Origin of the sequence: Pseudomonas sp. UBA4194 (assembly GCF_002379585.1) — a bacterium.
Taxonomy (GTDB): domain Bacteria; phylum Pseudomonadota; class Gammaproteobacteria; order Pseudomonadales; family Pseudomonadaceae; genus Aquipseudomonas.
The window spans coordinates 21,101-36,909 of the sequence record NZ_DFUE01000052.1; the positions used below are offsets into that span (position 1 = coordinate 21,101).

The window sequence follows — 15,809 nt, forward strand, 5'->3', positions numbered from 1 at the left end:
GAGGTTTCCGTGGATACACCAACAGATTCAGTCGCCCACCCGGCCCAGAGCAGCCTGTTCGCCCACAATGCACTGCTGCCCGACGGCTGGCAGCGCAACGTACTGCTGAGCTGGAACACCGCCGGCGACCTGACGGCCGTAACCGTCGATGCAACGCGTCCGGCCGGCATACCGGTGGCCCGTGGCCCGGTGATCAGCGGCATGCCGAACCTGCATTCCCATACCTTCCAGCGCGCCATGGCCGGTTTGACCGAAACCATGGGCGATCCCGCCGACTCGTTCTGGAGCTGGCGCACCTTGATGTATCGGTTTGCCCAGCGCCTGCAGCCGCGTCACCTGCAAGCCATCGGCCGGCACCTGTACATCGAGATGCTCAAGGCCGGCTACACCTCGGTGTGCGAGTTTCACTACGTGCACCACGACCCTGACGGCGAGCCCTACGCCAACCCCGCCGAGCTGTCGCTGCGGGTGGTGCGCGCGGCCGAGGAGGTGGGCATCGGCATGACCCTGCTGCCGGTGCTCTACCAGTACGGTGGCTTTGGGCAGGCCGAGCCCTTGCCGCACCAGCGCCGCTTCATCAATTCACCGGAGTGGATCCTGACGCTGCGTCAGCACTTGCAAAAGGCGATGCCGCAGAATGGCAACCGGCGCTACGGCGTGGCGCCGCACTCGTTGCGCGCCGTGAGCGAGGCATCCTTGTCCAGGCTGCTCCAGGGCCTGGATGCCGAGGACCCGCGGGCCCCGGTGCATATTCATATCGCCGAACAAACCCGTGAGGTCGACGACTGCGTAGCCGTTCTCGGCCAGCGGCCGGTGCAATGGTTGCTGGATCGCCAGCCCCTGGACAGCCGCTGGTGCCTGGTGCATGCCACCCATATGGACGACGCTGAATATGCCGCCCTGGCGCGCAGCGAAGCCACTGTCGGGCTGTGCCTGACCACCGAAGCCAATCTGGGCGATGGGGTGTTCGATGCCCAGCGGTTCCTGGGCGACAAGGGCCGCTGGGGCATCGGCTCGGACAGCAACGTGGCGGTCAACCCCTGGGCCGAACTGCGCCTGCTGGAATACGGCCAACGGCTGGTGCACCGCCGGCGCAACGTGCTGGCCAGCCCTGAAGCACCGGTGGTGGCCGACCGACTGTTCGCGCAGGCGGTGAGCGGCGGCGCTGCGGCCACCGGCCGCGCGGTCGCCGGACTGGTAGCAGGCCAACGCGCCGACCTGGTGGTCATCGACGCGGATGCCGCCCATATCGATCCGGGTAACCCGGCACAGCTGTTGTCTTCGCTGGTGTTCTGCGAACACGGCAACCATCCGGTTCGTGATGTCTTCGTGGGCGGCAGGCAGGTCATCGACAACGGCCAGCACGCTCTGCAAGTGGAAGCCTTGCACGGCTACCGCGCCACCTTGGCCGACCTGTTGGAGAAAACCCTATGAGCCAGGCACACACGTTCGAACTGCATGAGGGTGACGGCCCTTTGCTGATTTCCATGCCCCACGTCGGTACCGAGCTGCCGGAGGATCTGAAGGCCCGCTACAGCGAGGTGGGCCAGGCGGTGGACGACACCGACTGGCATATCCACCAGTTGTACGATTTCGCTGCCGCGCTGGGTGCTTCGACCCTGCGCCCACGTTATTCGCGCTACGTGATCGACCTGAATCGACCTGCCGATGGCGCCAGCCTGTACCCCGGCCAGAACACCACCGGACTGTGCCCGCTGACCACCTTCGACGACGTGCCGCTGTACCTGCCGGGGCAACAGCCGGACGAGGCCGAGATCGCCCGGCGCCTGGCGCATTACTGGCAGCCTTACCATCAGGCATTGCAGCAGCAATTGACCCGAATCAAGGCGATCCACGGATACGCCCTGCTCTGGGACGCGCATTCGATTCGTTCGGTCATCCCGCACCTGTTCGACGGCGAGCTGCCGGTGTTCAATTTCGGCACCGCAAGCGCAAGCGCCTGCGCGCCGGGCCTGGGTGAGCAGTTGCTCGCCTTGGCCGAACAGCTGGCGCCACAGTTGCCGGCGGTACTCAACGGGCGGTTCAAGGGTGGCTACATCACCCGTCAGTACGGCAGCCCGGCCCATGGGGTGCACGCGGTTCAGCTGGAGTTGGCGCAACGTGCGTACATGCAGGAAACGCCGCCCTATGGATTGCAGACCGCCAAGGTCGAGAAGCTGCAACCGGTACTTCGCGCGCTGATCGAGCGGTACATGGCGTTCAAGCCCGCCTGACATTCCTTCGACAACAATGGATTCCGATGACTGACTCGCAGTTGTATCTGCCCGAAGACTACACGGCCATGCCCTGGAAAAACGGCGCGGGCAGCACCCTGGAAATTGTCCAGCGACGGTCCGCCGATGACAGCGGGTACGACTGGCGCCTGTCTATCGCCCAGATCGATGCCGATGGGCCGTTCTCGGTCTTCGCCGGTTACCGTCGGATCATCAGCGTGCTGCAAGGTGATGGCATGGTATTGGAAGTGGACGGGGTGCCCAGTGAAGCGCTGGGTCCGTTCCAGCCACTGATTTTCGACGGCGGGGCGCAGGTGCATTGTCGCTTGCTGGGTTCACCGATTGAGGATTTCAACCTGATCTACCGCCAGGATCGAGTCCAGGCGTCGTTGCGCTGGGTGGAGTGTCAGCCGGCGGTGGTGGTGGGTTCAAAGGCGGGCGAGGTGGTGTTCTTCAACGCTTCGGCAGGACCTGTTGGGGTAACGGATGCCCGTGATGGACGGCGCTACAAGCTGGCGCCGCGAGCCACGTTACGCTGCATCAACGCCAGCGGCCAGCTGCAGCGCTACACCCTGGAAGGCGCAGCAGCGCACATCTGCATAGTAGAAATAACCCTGTAGCAGCGGCGTAAGCCGCGTCCCCCCCACCGCAATTCCCAAAAGAAACGCGGTAACCCGGACGCGGCTCACGCCGCTGCTACAGCCCGTAGCCGCGTCCCTCCCACCGCAACGCCCACGGAAAACGCCAATACCCAGACGCCGATCAGGTGCAGGATTTGAGGTCGACGGGGCCGACGAAGGCGTTTCCATGGCCCATCACACAGGCCACCTGCTGGTTGCGCTGACGCTCCCAGGCCTGCACCGGGTAGGTCTTGTCCCACGCTTTGTACAGCTGCGTATCCTGGCGCGAGAGGTGCAAACCGTACTGCTTGCTCATGTACATATACGTGCGGGCGATCATGCCGCGAATCGAAGGGCGCGGCATGACCTTCTTGGCCTTGAAATCCACCTGGGTGAGGCAAGACCCATACTGGCCCTGCTGTTCAGGCAACCAGCCGAAGCTGAAGTTGTTTCGGTCACCGTTGACCTCGCCAATGCTGGGCACCAGGTTATGCAGGTCCGCTTCGGCTTTCTGATAGACCTTGTCGTTGCGGGTGCAATTCTTGCGCCCGCCGTTCTGCCAGCACTGGCGCTGGTGGCCGATCTGCCAGGCCGGGACGATATGCTCCCACTCGATACGCGCTGCCCGGTTGGCATTCTTGCGCGGCACATAGCCGCAAGCCGCCAGGTTGACGCGATTGCCCGTGTACTTGCAGCCGCAGTAGAACTCGGTGGACTGAGGCGCGTACAACTTCCAGGCGATTTTCTTGGCTTCACTGAAGGTGCGGGGGGCGTCGGCGTGGGCGGCGAAACTGATCAACAACAAACTTGCAGCAATACTACGAACCATCATCCGTTCAATCTTCCTTCGGCACGACCCAGAAAATTTGCACGCCGCCGTCGTCGCGATAAGCGAGGGTGACGTTGTCGTTTTCGGCAATCTCTTCCAGCAACTGGGCCCAGTCGTCTTCGCTTTCATGCTCCAGACGAAAGATCAGCGCGGCACGAGATTTCTGCGCGGTCGGCGAATTGATGATTTTCTGAATGCGGATACCCATGCGCTCATAGGCGCTGGGGGTGCTTGCTGCGGCGGTGGTCACGAAGCATTTCCTTATTAGGCTGTACGTGCATACAGTATTTTACTGTAGGCATTTTCGCAAGAGCAGGTAAAAAGAAGCGCGCTTCTGACAGTGATTTTGGGAATTTGCTGCACGCGCCGGAAAATTTGAGGGGCGAGGGCAGCGACGCCGGGCCGGCCTGGGCAGGGGCATCTGTTTTCTGGTGATATGGTTATTCGATAACGATATTTAAAATAAAATTCTTATACCTATAGAGTTTCGCCCATTCCCTCGTACTCAATAGCCAGAGTCGGAGCACACCATGGCCGTTCCTCTTTCTGCATCTTCCAGCCCCACACCGGGCAACCAACACTTCGAAGTGCGCCCGTTGCCGGGCCAGGTCGGCGTAGAGATCGTCGGCCTGGACCTGACCCGCGAGCTCAACGCTCACGATTTCGCCCGCGTCCACCGCGCGCACCTGGACTACCACGTGGTGATCTTTCGCGACCAGCGCATCACCCCGCAGCAGCAGATCGATTTCAGCCGCCGTTTCGGCGTGCTGCAGATTCACGTGCTCAAACAGTTCCTGCTGGCCGGGCACCCGGAAATCCTCATCGTTTCCAATATCGTCGAAAACGGTCAGCCCGTTGGCCTGGGTGATGCCGGCAAATACTGGCACTCGGACCTGTCCTACAAAGAATTGCCGAGCCTGGGCTCGATGCTGCATGCCCAGGAACTGCCGAGCGAAGGCGGCGACACCCTGTTCGCCGACATGCACAAGGCTTGGGACACCCTGCCCGAGCATCTGCGTCAAGCGGTCGAAGGCAAGCAGGCGGTGCATTCCTACACCGCGCGCTACAGCGAAGGCAAGAATGCCGCCAACTGGCGCCCGACCCTGACCCCGGAGCAACTGGCTCAGGTGGTGACCGTGGCTCATCCAGTGGTCCGTACTCACCCGGAAAACGGCCGCAAGGCGCTGTTCGTCAGCGAAGGTTTCACCACGCACATCGTCGGCCTGCCGGAAGACGAGAGCCGCGACCTGCTGCAGCAGTTGTATGCCCACAGCGTGCGTCCGGAGAACGTCTACCGCCATCAGTGGCAGCCCCATGACATGGTGTTCTGGGACAACCGGTCGCTGATCCACCTCGCTGCGGGCTGCCCGGACCACCTGCGCCGCAAGCTTTACCGCACCACCATCCAGGGCGACGCGCCGTTTTGATCGGGAGCTTTACATGAACGCTGCACTGCCAGGCCACACGGCCAGCACTGGCACTGACGCCGCAACAGGCCAACAGGCAACCCCTGAAACCTTGTTGCACGTAGACAACGTCAGTCTTGAATACCGCACGCCCGAGCGGGTGGTGCGGGCGACTCACCAGGTCAGCTTCGAAGTCGACCGTTCCGACCGCTTCGTCCTGCTCGGCCCGTCGGGCTGTGGCAAGTCGACGCTGCTCAAGGCGGTGGCCGGCTTCATCACGCCCAGTGAGGGCGAAATTCGCCTCGCGGGCGAACGCATCGAAGAGCCCGGCCCTGACCGTATCGTGGTGTTCCAGGAGTTCGATCAGCTGCCTGCCTGGAAGACCGTGATCGAGAACGTCATGTTCCCGCTGCTGGCCTCGCGCACCCTCAAGCGTGCCGACGCGTTGGAGCGTGCTGGTTATTACCTGGAAAAGGTCGGCCTGAGTGCGTTTGCCGACGCCTATCCGCACACCCTGTCCGGCGGCATGAAGGCCCGGGTGGCGATCGCCCGTGCCCTGGCCATGCAGCCCAAGATCCTGCTGATGGACGAGCCTTTTGCGGCGCTCGATGCCTTGACGCGGCGCAAGATGCAGGAAGAGCTGCTGGAACTGTGGGAAGAGGTGCGTTTCACCCTGCTGTTCGTTACCCACTCCATCGAAGAAGCGCTGGTGGTGGGCAACCGCATTCTGCTGCTGTCGCCACACCCTGGCCGGGTCCGCGCGGAAATCAACAGTCATCAGTTCAACCTCGGCAGCCTGGGCGGGGTCGATTTCCAGGCCAGTGCCCAGCGTATTCACCGGTTGCTGTTCGACGAAGGCGAGGAACCGGTGGTGGAGCGTCCCGTGGACTTCCAGCACCTGCGCATCGCCTACTGATCTCGTTGAATCCGGAGTACCGACATGAGCCTTTCCCCGCCGCTGCGCGAAGAATACGAAGTGGTCCTGGAACCCTTCACCCAAGCCGAGCTTGCTCGCGATATTTCCCTGCCCCAACGCATCTGGCAACAGGCGTGGGTGCGCAAGGGTGTGATCCTGATCGCCCTGGCGATCATCTGGGAGCTGGCCGCGCGCTGGCAGAACAATGACTTGCTGCTGCCCAGCTTCTTGCAGACCGCCAGCGCCTTTGTCGATGGCATCGCCAGCGGCGAGTTGCTGAGCAAGGTCTGGATTTCGCTGACCGTGCTGGTCAAGGGTTACCTGATCGGCATCGTGCTGGCGTTCGGTCTGACCACGCTGGCGGTGTCGACCCAGTTGGGTCGTGACTTGCTCAGCACCCTCACGGCGATGTTCAACCCCTTGCCTGCGATTGCCCTGTTGCCCCTGTCGCTGCTGTGGTTTGGCCTGGGCGAGAACAGCCTGATCTTTGTGCTGGTGCACTCGGTGCTGTGGGCCCTGGCGCTGAACACCTACGCGGGCTTTTTGGGCGTGTCCGAAACCCAGCGCATGGCCGGGCGCAACTATGGCCTGCGGGGGCTGCGGTTCGTCTGGTACATCCTGATCCCGGCAGCGCTGCCGTCGATCCTGGCCGGTTTGAAGATCGGCTGGGCCTTCGCCTGGCGGACCCTGATTGCCGCCGAGCTGGTGTTCGGTGCGTCGTCTGGCAAGGGTGGTCTGGGCTGGTACATCTTCCAGAACCGCAACGAGCTGTACACCGACAAGGTATTCGCCGGGCTGGCTGCGGTGATCCTGATCGGCCTGCTGGTGGAGAACCTGCTGTTCAACACCTTCGAACGTCTGACCATCAAGCGCTGGGGCATGCAGCGCTGAGTTCTTCTTCTTTTTTGCATAGAGAATCGATCATGGTATTTCCACGCAAGTTTTCCCTGGTCTGTGGCTTGGCCGGGGCGTTGCTGGCCGGCGGTGCGCAGGCCGAAGGCAAGATCAGCATTGCCCAACAGTTCGGTATCGGCTACCTGATCCTGGACGTGGTGCGCGATCAGCAGTTGATCGAGAAACACGGCAAACAGGAAGGTCTGGACATCAAGGTGGACTGGAACAGCATCTCCGGCGCCACGGCAATGAACGAAGCATTGCTGGCCGGGGCTCTGGATGTGGTGTCGGCCGGGGTGCCACCCATGCTTACCGTGTGGGACCGCACCAAGGGCCGGCAGAACGTCAAAGCGATTGCTTCGCTGGGCTCGATGCCCAACTACCTGCTCAGCAACAATCCGGACGTGAAGACCCTCAAGGACTTCACCGACAAGGACCGCATCGCCGTGCCGGCGGCTGGCGTCGGCTTCCAGTCGCGGACCTTGCAGCTGGAAACCGCCAAGCAGTTCGGCGACAAGGAATTCAAGAAGTTCGACAACATCTCGGTCAGCATTCCGCATCCGGACGCGACCTCGGCGTTGCTCGCCGGTGGCTCCGAGATCAGCGCGCACTTCTCCAGCCCGCCGTTCCAGTACCAGGCGCTGGAAAATCCCAAGGTGCACAAGGTGCTCAGCAGCTACGACATTCTCGGTGGCCCGGCCACCTTCAACGTGCTGTACACCACGCAGAAATTCCACGACGAGAACCCCAAGACCTACAAGGCCTTCTATGACGCGCTGGCCGAAGCCGCGCAGATCATCAAGGCCGACAAGGTTGCGGCGGCCAAGACCTACATCCGGGTTGAGAAGTCGACCCTGAGCGAGGCCTTCGTGGAGAAAATCGTGCAAGACCCGGAGATCGACTTCACCGTGGTCCCGCAACGCACCTTCATCTATGCCGAAAAGCTGCATGAACTGGGCGTGCTGAAGAACAAGGCCGACAGCTGGAAGGATTACTTCTTCGAAGAAGCCCACGGCGACGCCGGGAGCTGATCCATCTGCTGCCTGTGGGAGTGGGCTCTGCCCGCGATGGGGCCGAGATATGCACCATTCGATTCGGACTGTGCAATGTCTGTAATGACCCCATCGCGGGCAGAGCCCGCTCCCACAGGAAGTGGTGGTGCAACATAGACCCCATGGCCACAGAGGGGCCTTGTGGAGGCGGGGGGTGATCTCAGGCGCGCAACACCTGGGGATTGACGATATTCGCCGGCCGTTCGCCCTTGAGCGCCGCAATCAGGTTTTCCACTGCGCACCGCGCCATGGCTTCCCGCGTTTGCACCGTAGCGGAACCAATGTGCGGCGTCGCCACCACATTGTCCATGCGCAGCAGCGGCGAGTCCGGGCTGACCGGCTCTTGCTCGAACACATCCAGCCCAGCACCGCGAATCTGCCCCGACGTCAACGCCTGGATCAGCGCACGCTCATCCACTACTTTGCCCCGCGAGATATTGATGAAGATCGCAGTTGGCTTCATCAGTGCCAACTCGCGAGCACCGATCAGATGCTCGGTCTCGGCGGTCAAGGGCAGGGTCAGGCAGACGAAATCCGCCGTTGCCAATAGCTCGTCCAGCGGGCAATGGCGGGCACCGAAGCGGGCATCCACCGCCGGTTTCGGGTGGCGGCTGTTGTAGAGGATCGGCATGTCGAAACCCAGATGCCCCCGTTGCGCCAACGCCTCGCCGATACGGCCCATGCCGATGATGCCCAGGGTTTTACCGTGCACATCCGTGCCGAAGTGAGCGTCGCCGATGCTGCGGGTCCACTGTCCGGCCTTGATCAGATTGGCCAGCTCCACGACCCGCCGAGCGCTGGCCAATACCAGCGCGAAACCGGTGTCGGCGGTGGTCTGAGTAAGCACGTCCGGGGTGTTGCACAGGGCAATACCGCGGCCGTTGAGGTAGTCGATGTCGTAGTTGTCGATGCCGACCGAAACGCTGGCAATGGCTTGCAGATCAGGCGCCCGGTCCAGCAGCTCAGCGTCCAGCTTGACGCTGGCGCCGAGGATGCCGTGGGCCGTGGGCAGGGCGTCACGCAGCCGCGCCAGGCCATCACGCTTGGGCTCGTCGATGTAGGTCACCTCGGCGTGTTCCTGCAGCAGAGCGAGCAAGGTCGGGGAAAGGTTCTTGTACAGCAGCACGCGCTTTTTCATCGGGGCTCCTCAGTGGGCAGTCAATGGACGGTCGGTTGCTGCGCCGTTATTCACGTTCAGGTCGCAACCGCCAGGCTTGAGCAATAGGGTCAACACGGCCGACAGCAGCAAGGCGCCGCTCATCAGCAGGTACGACGCGCCAGGATTGCCGGTGCTGGCATTGAGCACGCCCACCAGATACGAACCGGCAAACGAGCCCAGTGCCCCCATGCTGTTGATCAGCGCCATGGCACCACCGGCAACGTTGGCCGGAAGGATTTCCGGAACAATGGCAAAGAACGGCCCATAGGGTGCGTACATGCAGGCGCCAGCGATGACCAGCAGGCCGTAGGACCACCAGAAATGCTCACTGCCTAAGGCGTAGGAGCCATAGAAAGCCAGGGCTGCCAGAAACAGCGGCGGCCAGACGAAACGCTTGCGCCGCTGCAGCCGGTCGGAGAACCAGCTCACGGTGAGCATGCCGATCACTGCAGCCAGGTAGGGCAGGGAAGCCAGCCAGCCGGCCTCGACCATGTCCATCTCCGCACCTTGCTTGAGAATCGACGGCAGCCACAGCACGAAGCCGTAGACGCCGACGCTCCACAAAAAGAACTGTATCGACAGAATGATGACCTTGCCCGAGCGAAACGCCTCGGCGTAGTTCTTCACCGGTTTCATGCCCACCTGTTCGGCAGCCAGGGCACTTTCCAGGTCATCCTTTTCCTGTTGGGTGAGCCACTTCGCCTGGGCCGGCCGGTCGTCGGCGAGGCGCCACCAGATGAACGCCCAGATCACCGCTGGCAGGCCTTCGATGATGAACATCCAGCGCCAGCTGAAATGCTGGATAAGGTAGCCGGACACCACCGACATCCACAGCATGGTCACCGGGTTGCCGAGAATCAGAAACGTATTGGCCCGCGAGCGCTCGGCACGGGTGAACCAATGGCACAGATAGACCAGCATGGCCGGCATCACCACCGCTTCCACCACCCCGAGCATGAATCGAATGGCAATCAGCCAATAGGCACTGGACACCACCCCGGTGAGGGTAGCCAGGCTGCCCCACAGGATCAGGCTGACGAAAATCAGCTTCTTCACGCTCTGCTTCTGGGCATAGATGGCGCCGGGTACCTGAAAGAAGAAATACCCCAGGAAGAACAGCGCCCCCAGCAACGAGGACAGCCCGGGTGTGATCTTCAGGTCCGCGGCCATGCCCGACGCGGCAGCGAAGCCGTAGTTGGCGCGGTCCAGGTAGGCCAGGCTGTAGGTGATGAACACAATCGGCATGATGTACCACCAGCGGCGGGTGGCGAGTTTCAACGTTTCCATGGTCTTGCTCCTGAGCATCTTGTAGTTGTCGCAACAGGTTTTCGGTTCGATCACGGTGCAGCGGGTGGAGCAGGTTCAACGCGTTCGTGCGTGCTCGTCGGCATCGAGCTGGGCGCGGGTAGGCAAGCCTTCCATGTCACCGGGACTCTGCACGGCCAGGCTACCCACCCAGTTGCCGCGGGCCGTGGCCTCGGCCAGATCGCGGCCTTCGAGCAGGGCGCTGATCACCCCCACGGCAAAGCCATCGCCGGCACCCACGGTATCCACCACCTTGGGCACAGGGCGGCCAGCGACATAGCCATCGGTGTCGGCGGTTCGGTAGTAGGCGCCATCGGCGCCCAATTTGATCACCACCGCTTTGGCGCCTTGGTCCAGGTAGAACCGGGCAATGTCTTCGCAGCGTTCGTGGCCAGTCAGAAGGCGACCTTCAGCCAGGCCCGGCAGGACCCAGTCGGCGAGGGCGGCGAGGCTATTGATTTCTTCGATCATGCGCGCCTGGCTCGGCCACAGCGAAGGCCGCAGGTTGGGATCGAAGGACACACTGTGCCCGGCCTGGCGCATGCGGCTCATGATGTGCCGGGACAACGCGTTCATGCTGTCCGACAGCGCCGGCGGAATACCGGTGGCGTGCAGGTGACGGGCATTGAGCAGCTGTGCTGGCAGGTCGGCGATGCTCATGTGGCTGGCAGCCGAGCCGCGGCGGAAATACTCGACGGTAGGGTCCCGGCCTTCCAGCTCCAGGGACTTGAACTGGAAACCAGTAGGGTGGTGGCTGTCGACGCCGACATGGGTGCAGTCCAGTCCCTCGCGCTCAAGGGATTGGACGACGAAGCGGCCCATGGAGTCGTCGCCGACCCGGCTCAGCCATGCCACCTTGAAACCCAGCCGCGACAAGCCAATGGCGACGTTGTTGTCGGCGCCGGCGATGCGCTTGTGGTAACGCTCGACGCTGGCCAGGTCACCGGGTTGTTCGGCGACGAACATGGTCATGGTTTCGCCGAAGGACAGAATGTCGACATCAGCCATGGGCGGCCTCCTGGGTCGGCTGGCCCAGACGGGCGAGGGTGTGGACGTGACGCTGGGTCAGGCTCGGCAGGTCGTCGCCCTGCAGGGGAAATTCGATGGCCCGGACCAAGCCGGGACGCATGTGGGTCAGCAGGCGCTGCCACTGATGCAGGTCGGTGAGTTCCGGCGGCGTGGCGATCAGTTTGCCGGCTGGGCTGCGCTGTACCGCCTTGCAATGCAGGTACTCGACGTAACGACCCAGCTGCAAGGCAGCGCTGGACACCGATTGCTGCTGCCATTGCCAGTTGCCGATGTCGAAGGTCATGCCCACCGGCAGCGCGCCTTCCTCGACCTTGGCAAAGAAGCGCACCAGGGGATCGATTCGACCGCCCTGGGAGGTCTGGTCATTTTCCACCAGCAGGCGAACAGGCTGCCCGTGCAAGGCGCCGCGCAATTGTTCCAGGTCGCTGATGGGAGCGAAGAAGCCCAAGGACACTTTCAGCCAGATCGCACCGCAGGCGGCGGCGTCGCTCAGGGCCTTGTGCAGGGCCGGATTGGGGGCCGATTGCCCCGGCAGCCACAGTTCAAGGGGAGAGGAATAGACGCACGTCAGGCCGTGCTGCTCGATGGCCTGCTTGAGTGCAGCGGCGTCGAACGCTTCGAACAGTTCTTCGCGCAGTTCCATATGACTGGCACCGGCATGGCGGAGCAAAGGCGCCAGGCTGGCTTGGCCGCGCGCGCGGACATAATCGGCGCCGTAGCTGGAAAGACTGATGGAGACGGGGGACAGATTCATTGTTATTGGCCTCTGAAACCGGTTTCAAAAAAGCTTGTACACACTGACCACCGAGGTCAGCGTTGATTCAACCGCGCGGCGGTGTGGAACCTCGAACGGTGAGTTCGGGGGCAAAGTCGTAGGCCTGAGCCGGCGCCGAGTGGCCGTTCAAACGCGCCAGCAGGCAATCCAGTGCCTGTACGCCGATGGCATGGGTCGGCTGGGCCAGGGCGGTAATGCCGTCACCCACCAAGGGGTACCATTCCAGGTCGTCGAGAGCGATCAGGCCGACGTCGTCAAACAACGTGCAGGACAACTCGCGCAGCGCCAGGGTGCAGGCCAGGGTCGCCACGCCGTTGGCACAGAACAGCGCCTTGGGCCCGGGCTCTGGGGTATCCAGAAAGGCTTGCAGACGGGCGCTGAAGCCTGCACCGGTTTGCAAGGTCGTGCCGACGGTGAGCCGGGCAAAGGCGTCGATGCGTTCCAGGCGCGAACTGGTGCCATCGATGGGTTCGCTGACCAGTGCCAGGTCGCGGTAGCCGCGTTCGCGCAGGTGATCGATGGCCATGCGTACCGCCTGTTCGTTGTTCAGGCCCACCAGATCACAGGCCAGTTGCTCGACCTTGCGATCCACCAACACCATGGGCAGCTCTTGCTGCAACTGGCGCAGTTCGTCCAGGTGGTGGCCCAGGGTGTTCACGATCAGGCCTTCGATGTTGTAGGAGCGCAGGGCTTGCAGTTGCAGCAGTTCCTGCGCCGGATCGCGGTCTGTGTTGCACACCACCAGGCTGTAGCCATGGCGGCGGCAGGCGGTTTCCACGCCATGCATGACGGCGATCGAATAGGGGTTGCGGATATCGGCCATGAGCATGCCGATCAGGCGTGTGCGACCACGCTTGAGGCCACGGGCCATTTGATTGGGGCGGTAACCGAGTTCGTCGATGGCTTGTTCGATGCGCAGGGCGATGGCATCGGAGAGCAGCGCGCGGTCGTCGCCGATGAAGCGCGACACGCTGGCCTTGGAGACCCCGGCACGCTCGGCGACGTCGAGCATGGTGACCCGGCTGCGCGGGGGCACGGAAATACTGTTCACGGCCTGATTCCTTTTATGGATGTTATTGCCAGGCGGCTGAATGCGTTGAAACCGGTTTCAGGAAACACCAGATCAGCACGCGCGTCAACCACCGGATATCGCCTGTCCGGTCGCGATGCACCTTTCAGTGCAACAACCCGGCGGCGATATTGATGGAGAACCCCAGGATCGCCGTATTGAACACAAAGCCAATCAGCGAATGGCCGAGTACCACGCGGCGCAGGGCAGGGGAAGCGACACCGACATCGGAGGTCTGCACCGCGACGTTAAGGGTGAAGGAGAAGTACAGAAAGTCCCAGTAGTCGGGCCTGTCCAGGCCCTCGGCGAAGCGCAGGATCGGTTCTTTGGCCTCGCTGGTGTAGAACAGGCGAGCATAGTGCAGGGCGAAGATGACCCCGATCATCAGCCAGGAACCGATCACGGTCAGGGCGGTGATTGCCAGGTGCAGGGCCTGGGTCCCGGACCCCTGGTTGCCCGCCAGTTCGAAACCAATGGCAGCCAGGCTGGCCAGCGCGGCGACGCAGACGGTCACCAGCACCAGGCCGGCGTTTTCGTCCTCGATCTCGGCGGTGCGCCTGACGGCTTCGGCTTTGGCCCGACAGGTCAGCCAGGCCATCAGTGCCAGGTAGAACCAGACACCGGCGTTCCAGCCGAACAGGGCGCGCATGATCGGATCGGCAGGTGCGAACAGCCCCACGGCAGTGCCGAGCACGGCTGCGGCCGTGAGGCGAGGGTGGGTACGCAACAGGGTATGCAGAGCCATGGCAGGTCACGTTGGGCAGAGGGGCAAGGGTAGCATGCAGGCAGGGCCGCCGGCAGGGCCGTGTGGGGTGTTCGGGGGTGGCGAGTGCAGGGTGGTTCGGCGGTGAAGGGTCCCCTCACCCCAGCCCTCTACCTAGGGGAGAGGGAGCTGTACGGTGGTGGAGCGGGCGTCGAGGTGTGCGATACCCCTGTGGGAGCGGGTTCTACCCGCGATGGGGCCGGTGCCGGCACTGCAAAATCCTGTAGGATCTGGGTTCCGTTCGCCTTCAAGGATTGCTGTGCAATGTTCGAACTGGACCACGAACTGGCTCAAGACATCGTCGACCGGGCGATGGCCATTCTGCCGTGCAACGTCAACGTCATGGACAGCCAGGGGCTCATCCTGGGCAGCGGCGAGCGGCAACGTATCGACACCCGCCACGAAGGCGCCCAATTGGTACTGGCCAACAAGCGCGAAGTGGAAATCGACGAGCAGACGGCGCGCACCCTGCGTGGCGTGCAGCCGGGGATCAATCTGCCGCTGATGCTCGACCAACGCCTGATCGGCGTGCTGGGCCTGACCGGCGATCCGGCGCAGTTGCGCACCTCGGCACAGCTGGTGCGCATGACCGCCGAAATGCTGGTGGCGCAACGGCACATGCGCGTCGAGCAGCGCTGGCGCACGGAGCGAACCGAAGACGTCATGGCCATGCTCCTGGGCGATGCCGAGCTGTCGCCACGATTGTTGGACGAAGCCCGTGAACTGGGCCTCAAACCGCATCTGGCACGTGTGCCGTGCGTATTCGAACTGGCCGGGGAGTCTAATGCCGAGCCCCTGACGCGCTGGTTGCAGTCGCGGGTTGCCGACAGCTGGTGCCTGTGCTCGGGTGCGGGCACGGTGCTCTGGTGCCGGCCTACCGCACCGCACGCCGATGATCTGCAACTGCTGGGCAGACTGGAAGACTTTCAGGTGCGACGCCTGGGGGTCGGTGATCCGGCGCAAACCTTGCCGGATCTGCGTCGCGGCTGCCGGCAAGTGCGCGATCTGTTGGCGTATGGCCGCGAGATCCTGCCAACGGTGGCCTTGTTGCAACTGCAGCGTTACCGGCTGCCCAGCCTGCTCTGGCGGCACCGCGACGACGATGCGCTGGATGAGTGGCTGATGCCATTGCAGCGGGTGATTGCCAAGGACAGCAACGGGCAATTGCTGGCCACCCTGCGGGCATGGTGCGAGCATGATGGGCAGAGTCAGTTGTGTGCCGATTCCCTGGGGATTCATCGCAATAGCTTGCGCTATCGGATGGAGCGGATTGCGGAGTTGAGCGGGGTGGATCCGATGACCTTGGAGGGGATGGTGGTGTTGTATCTGGGGGTCAGGTTGACGGCGGTTTGAAAGGGGGGACCCTTCACTGAAGATCCCCACCCCGGCTTCAATCGGCTATCAACCTGCCGCCACCACGGTGATCTCCACCAACAGATCGGGCGCCGCCAACTTCGATTCCACCGTAGCCCGCGCCGGCGCATGTCCTTCAGGTGCCCAGGCGTCCCATACCTCGTTCATTCCGGCGAAGTTCGCTTCGATATCCGAGAGCCATACCTGAGCCGTCAGAATACGCGTTTTGTCCAGACCCGCCTGGGCCAGGAAATTATCGATCTTGGCCAGCACCTGAGCCGTTTGCCCCTTGATGTCCAGGCTGCGGTCGGTGGCCGTCTGTCCACCCAGAAAGGTAAACCCGTTGCACTGCACCACACGGCTCATGCGTTGGTTGGTTTCGATGCGTTTGATGTCCAGCATAAA

Annotated in this window: 16 protein-coding genes and 1 pseudogene; 8 read left to right on the plus strand and 9 right to left on the minus strand. The window is 62.8% G+C overall.

Annotation, left to right across the window (positions count from 1 at the left end):
• The first annotated feature begins 9 nt into the window (after positions 1–9).
• Genes B3397_RS13575 through B3397_RS13585 form a run of 3 tightly spaced genes read left to right on the plus strand, consistent with a single transcriptional unit; the run spans position 10 to position 2,854 of the window.
• Positions 10–1,434, plus strand: coding sequence for a formimidoylglutamate deiminase (locus B3397_RS13575; RefSeq protein WP_296250893.1), 1,425 nt, complete (start codon positions 10–12; stop codon positions 1,432–1,434).
• On the plus strand, positions 1,431–2,234 hold the full coding sequence (hutG, locus tag B3397_RS13580; RefSeq protein WP_296250895.1) for an N-formylglutamate deformylase: 804 nt from the start codon (positions 1,431–1,433) through the stop codon (positions 2,232–2,234). Before B3397_RS13575 ends, hutG begins: the two co-directional genes overlap by 4 nt.
• Positions 2,235–2,260: 26 nt before the next feature.
• A complete protein-coding gene (locus B3397_RS13585; protein ID WP_296250896.1) occupies positions 2,261–2,854 on the plus strand; it encodes a HutD family protein in 594 nt (197 codons plus the stop codon).
• Positions 2,855–2,996: 142 nt separating this feature from the next.
• Here B3397_RS13585 and B3397_RS13590 read toward each other — a convergent pair whose 3' ends face one another.
• Complete coding sequence (locus tag B3397_RS13590; RefSeq protein WP_296250897.1) at positions 2,997–3,686, minus strand: endonuclease I family protein; 690 nt, start codon at positions 3,684–3,686, stop codon at positions 2,997–2,999.
• A gap of 4 nt (positions 3,687–3,690) precedes the next feature.
• Positions 3,691–3,891, minus strand: coding sequence for a DUF1654 domain-containing protein (locus tag B3397_RS13595; RefSeq protein WP_296250988.1), 201 nt, complete (start codon positions 3,889–3,891; stop codon positions 3,691–3,693).
• Positions 3,892–4,229: 338 nt separating this feature from the next.
• Between B3397_RS13595 and B3397_RS13600 the strand changes: the two are divergent.
• The 4 genes and pseudogenes from B3397_RS13600 (at position 4,230) to B3397_RS13615 (ending at position 7,930) form a co-directional block, all read left to right on the plus strand.
• Positions 4,230–5,110: pseudogene (locus B3397_RS13600) on the plus strand (TauD/TfdA dioxygenase family protein).
• A 13-nt stretch (positions 5,111–5,123) separates the two neighbouring features.
• Positions 5,124–6,005 carry an ABC transporter ATP-binding protein gene (locus B3397_RS13605; RefSeq protein ID WP_296250901.1) on the plus strand — a complete coding sequence of 294 codons (882 nt, stop codon included), beginning with the start codon at positions 5,124–5,126 and terminating at the stop codon, positions 6,003–6,005.
• A gap of 24 nt (positions 6,006–6,029) precedes the next feature.
• Complete coding sequence (locus B3397_RS13610) at positions 6,030–6,896, plus strand: ABC transporter permease (RefSeq protein ID WP_296250903.1); 867 nt, start codon at positions 6,030–6,032, stop codon at positions 6,894–6,896.
• A 32-nt stretch (positions 6,897–6,928) separates the two neighbouring features.
• Positions 6,929–7,930, plus strand: coding sequence for an ABC transporter substrate-binding protein (locus tag B3397_RS13615; RefSeq protein WP_296250906.1), 1,002 nt, complete (start codon positions 6,929–6,931; stop codon positions 7,928–7,930).
• Positions 7,931–8,111: 181 nt separating this feature from the next.
• On the opposite strand, the gene B3397_RS13620 is transcribed toward B3397_RS13615, so the two are convergent.
• From B3397_RS13620 to B3397_RS13645, 6 genes are all read right to left on the minus strand, one after another.
• Complete coding sequence (locus B3397_RS13620; RefSeq protein WP_296250908.1) at positions 8,112–9,089, minus strand: 2-hydroxyacid dehydrogenase; 978 nt, start codon at positions 9,087–9,089, stop codon at positions 8,112–8,114.
• A 9-nt stretch (positions 9,090–9,098) separates the two neighbouring features.
• Entirely contained in the window at positions 9,099–10,397 is a 1,299-nt protein-coding gene (locus tag B3397_RS13625) for an MFS transporter (protein WP_296250910.1), read from the minus strand.
• Between the two features lie 75 nt (positions 10,398–10,472).
• A complete protein-coding gene (locus B3397_RS13630) occupies positions 10,473–11,423 on the minus strand; it encodes a sugar kinase (RefSeq protein WP_296250911.1) in 951 nt (316 codons plus the stop codon).
• Positions 11,416–12,198, minus strand: a complete 783-nt coding sequence (locus B3397_RS13635) for a sugar phosphate isomerase/epimerase family protein (protein ID WP_296250913.1) — start codon at positions 12,196–12,198, stop codon at positions 11,416–11,418. Before B3397_RS13635 ends, B3397_RS13630 begins: the two co-directional genes overlap by 8 nt.
• Before the next feature lie 67 nt (positions 12,199–12,265).
• On the minus strand, positions 12,266–13,231 hold the full coding sequence (locus B3397_RS13640; RefSeq protein WP_414704385.1) for a LacI family DNA-binding transcriptional regulator: 966 nt from the start codon (positions 13,229–13,231) through the stop codon (positions 12,266–12,268).
• Between the two features lie 163 nt (positions 13,232–13,394).
• Positions 13,395–14,033, minus strand: a complete 639-nt coding sequence (locus B3397_RS13645) for a DUF1345 domain-containing protein (protein ID WP_414704381.1) — start codon at positions 14,031–14,033, stop codon at positions 13,395–13,397.
• A gap of 282 nt (positions 14,034–14,315) precedes the next feature.
• On the opposite strand from B3397_RS13645, the gene B3397_RS13650 reads away from it, so the two are divergent.
• A complete protein-coding gene (locus B3397_RS13650) occupies positions 14,316–15,404 on the plus strand; it encodes a sugar diacid recognition domain-containing protein (protein WP_296250918.1) in 1,089 nt (362 codons plus the stop codon).
• Positions 15,405–15,452: 48 nt separating this feature from the next.
• Here B3397_RS13650 and B3397_RS13655 read toward each other — a convergent pair whose 3' ends face one another.
• Positions 15,453–15,806 (minus strand): RidA family protein, encoded by a 354-nt coding sequence (locus B3397_RS13655; RefSeq protein WP_414704382.1) that lies wholly within the window; start codon positions 15,804–15,806, stop codon positions 15,453–15,455.
• Positions 15,807–15,809: the final 3 nt, after the last annotated feature.

Excerpts from the sequence above, each read along its gene's own strand:
- hutG (WP_296250895.1), top strand. The coding sequence starts at position 1,431 with ATGAGCCAGGCACACACGTTCGAACTGCATGAGGGTGACGGCCCTTTG.
- B3397_RS13585 (WP_296250896.1), top strand. The coding sequence starts at position 2,261 with ATGACTGACTCGCAGTTGTATCTGCCCGAAGACTACACGGCCATGCCC.
- B3397_RS13590 (WP_296250897.1), bottom strand. The coding sequence starts at position 3,686 with ATGATGGTTCGTAGTATTGCTGCAAGTTTGTTGTTGATCAGTTTCGCC.
- B3397_RS13595 (WP_296250988.1), bottom strand. The coding sequence starts at position 3,891 with ATGGGTATCCGCATTCAGAAAATCATCAATTCGCCGACCGCGCAGAAA.
- B3397_RS13605 (WP_296250901.1), top strand. The coding sequence starts at position 5,124 with ATGAACGCTGCACTGCCAGGCCACACGGCCAGCACTGGCACTGACGCC.
- B3397_RS13610 (WP_296250903.1), top strand. The coding sequence starts at position 6,030 with ATGAGCCTTTCCCCGCCGCTGCGCGAAGAATACGAAGTGGTCCTGGAA.
- B3397_RS13615 (WP_296250906.1), top strand. The coding sequence starts at position 6,929 with ATGGTATTTCCACGCAAGTTTTCCCTGGTCTGTGGCTTGGCCGGGGCG.
- B3397_RS13620 (WP_296250908.1), bottom strand. The coding sequence starts at position 9,089 with ATGAAAAAGCGCGTGCTGCTGTACAAGAACCTTTCCCCGACCTTGCTC.
- B3397_RS13625 (WP_296250910.1), bottom strand. The coding sequence starts at position 10,397 with ATGGAAACGTTGAAACTCGCCACCCGCCGCTGGTGGTACATCATGCCG.
- B3397_RS13630 (WP_296250911.1), bottom strand. The coding sequence starts at position 11,423 with ATGGCTGATGTCGACATTCTGTCCTTCGGCGAAACCATGACCATGTTC.
- B3397_RS13635 (WP_296250913.1), bottom strand. The coding sequence starts at position 12,198 with ATGAATCTGTCCCCCGTCTCCATCAGTCTTTCCAGCTACGGCGCCGAT.
- B3397_RS13640 (WP_414704385.1), bottom strand. The coding sequence starts at position 13,231 with ATGCTCGACGTCGCCGAGCGTGCCGGGGTCTCCAAGGCCAGCGTGTCG.
- B3397_RS13645 (WP_414704381.1), bottom strand. The coding sequence starts at position 14,033 with ATGGCTCTGCATACCCTGTTGCGTACCCACCCTCGCCTCACGGCCGCA.
- B3397_RS13650 (WP_296250918.1), top strand. The coding sequence starts at position 14,316 with ATGTTCGAACTGGACCACGAACTGGCTCAAGACATCGTCGACCGGGCG.
- B3397_RS13655 (WP_414704382.1), bottom strand. The coding sequence starts at position 15,806 with ATGCTGGACATCAAACGCATCGAAACCAACCAACGCATGAGCCGTGTG.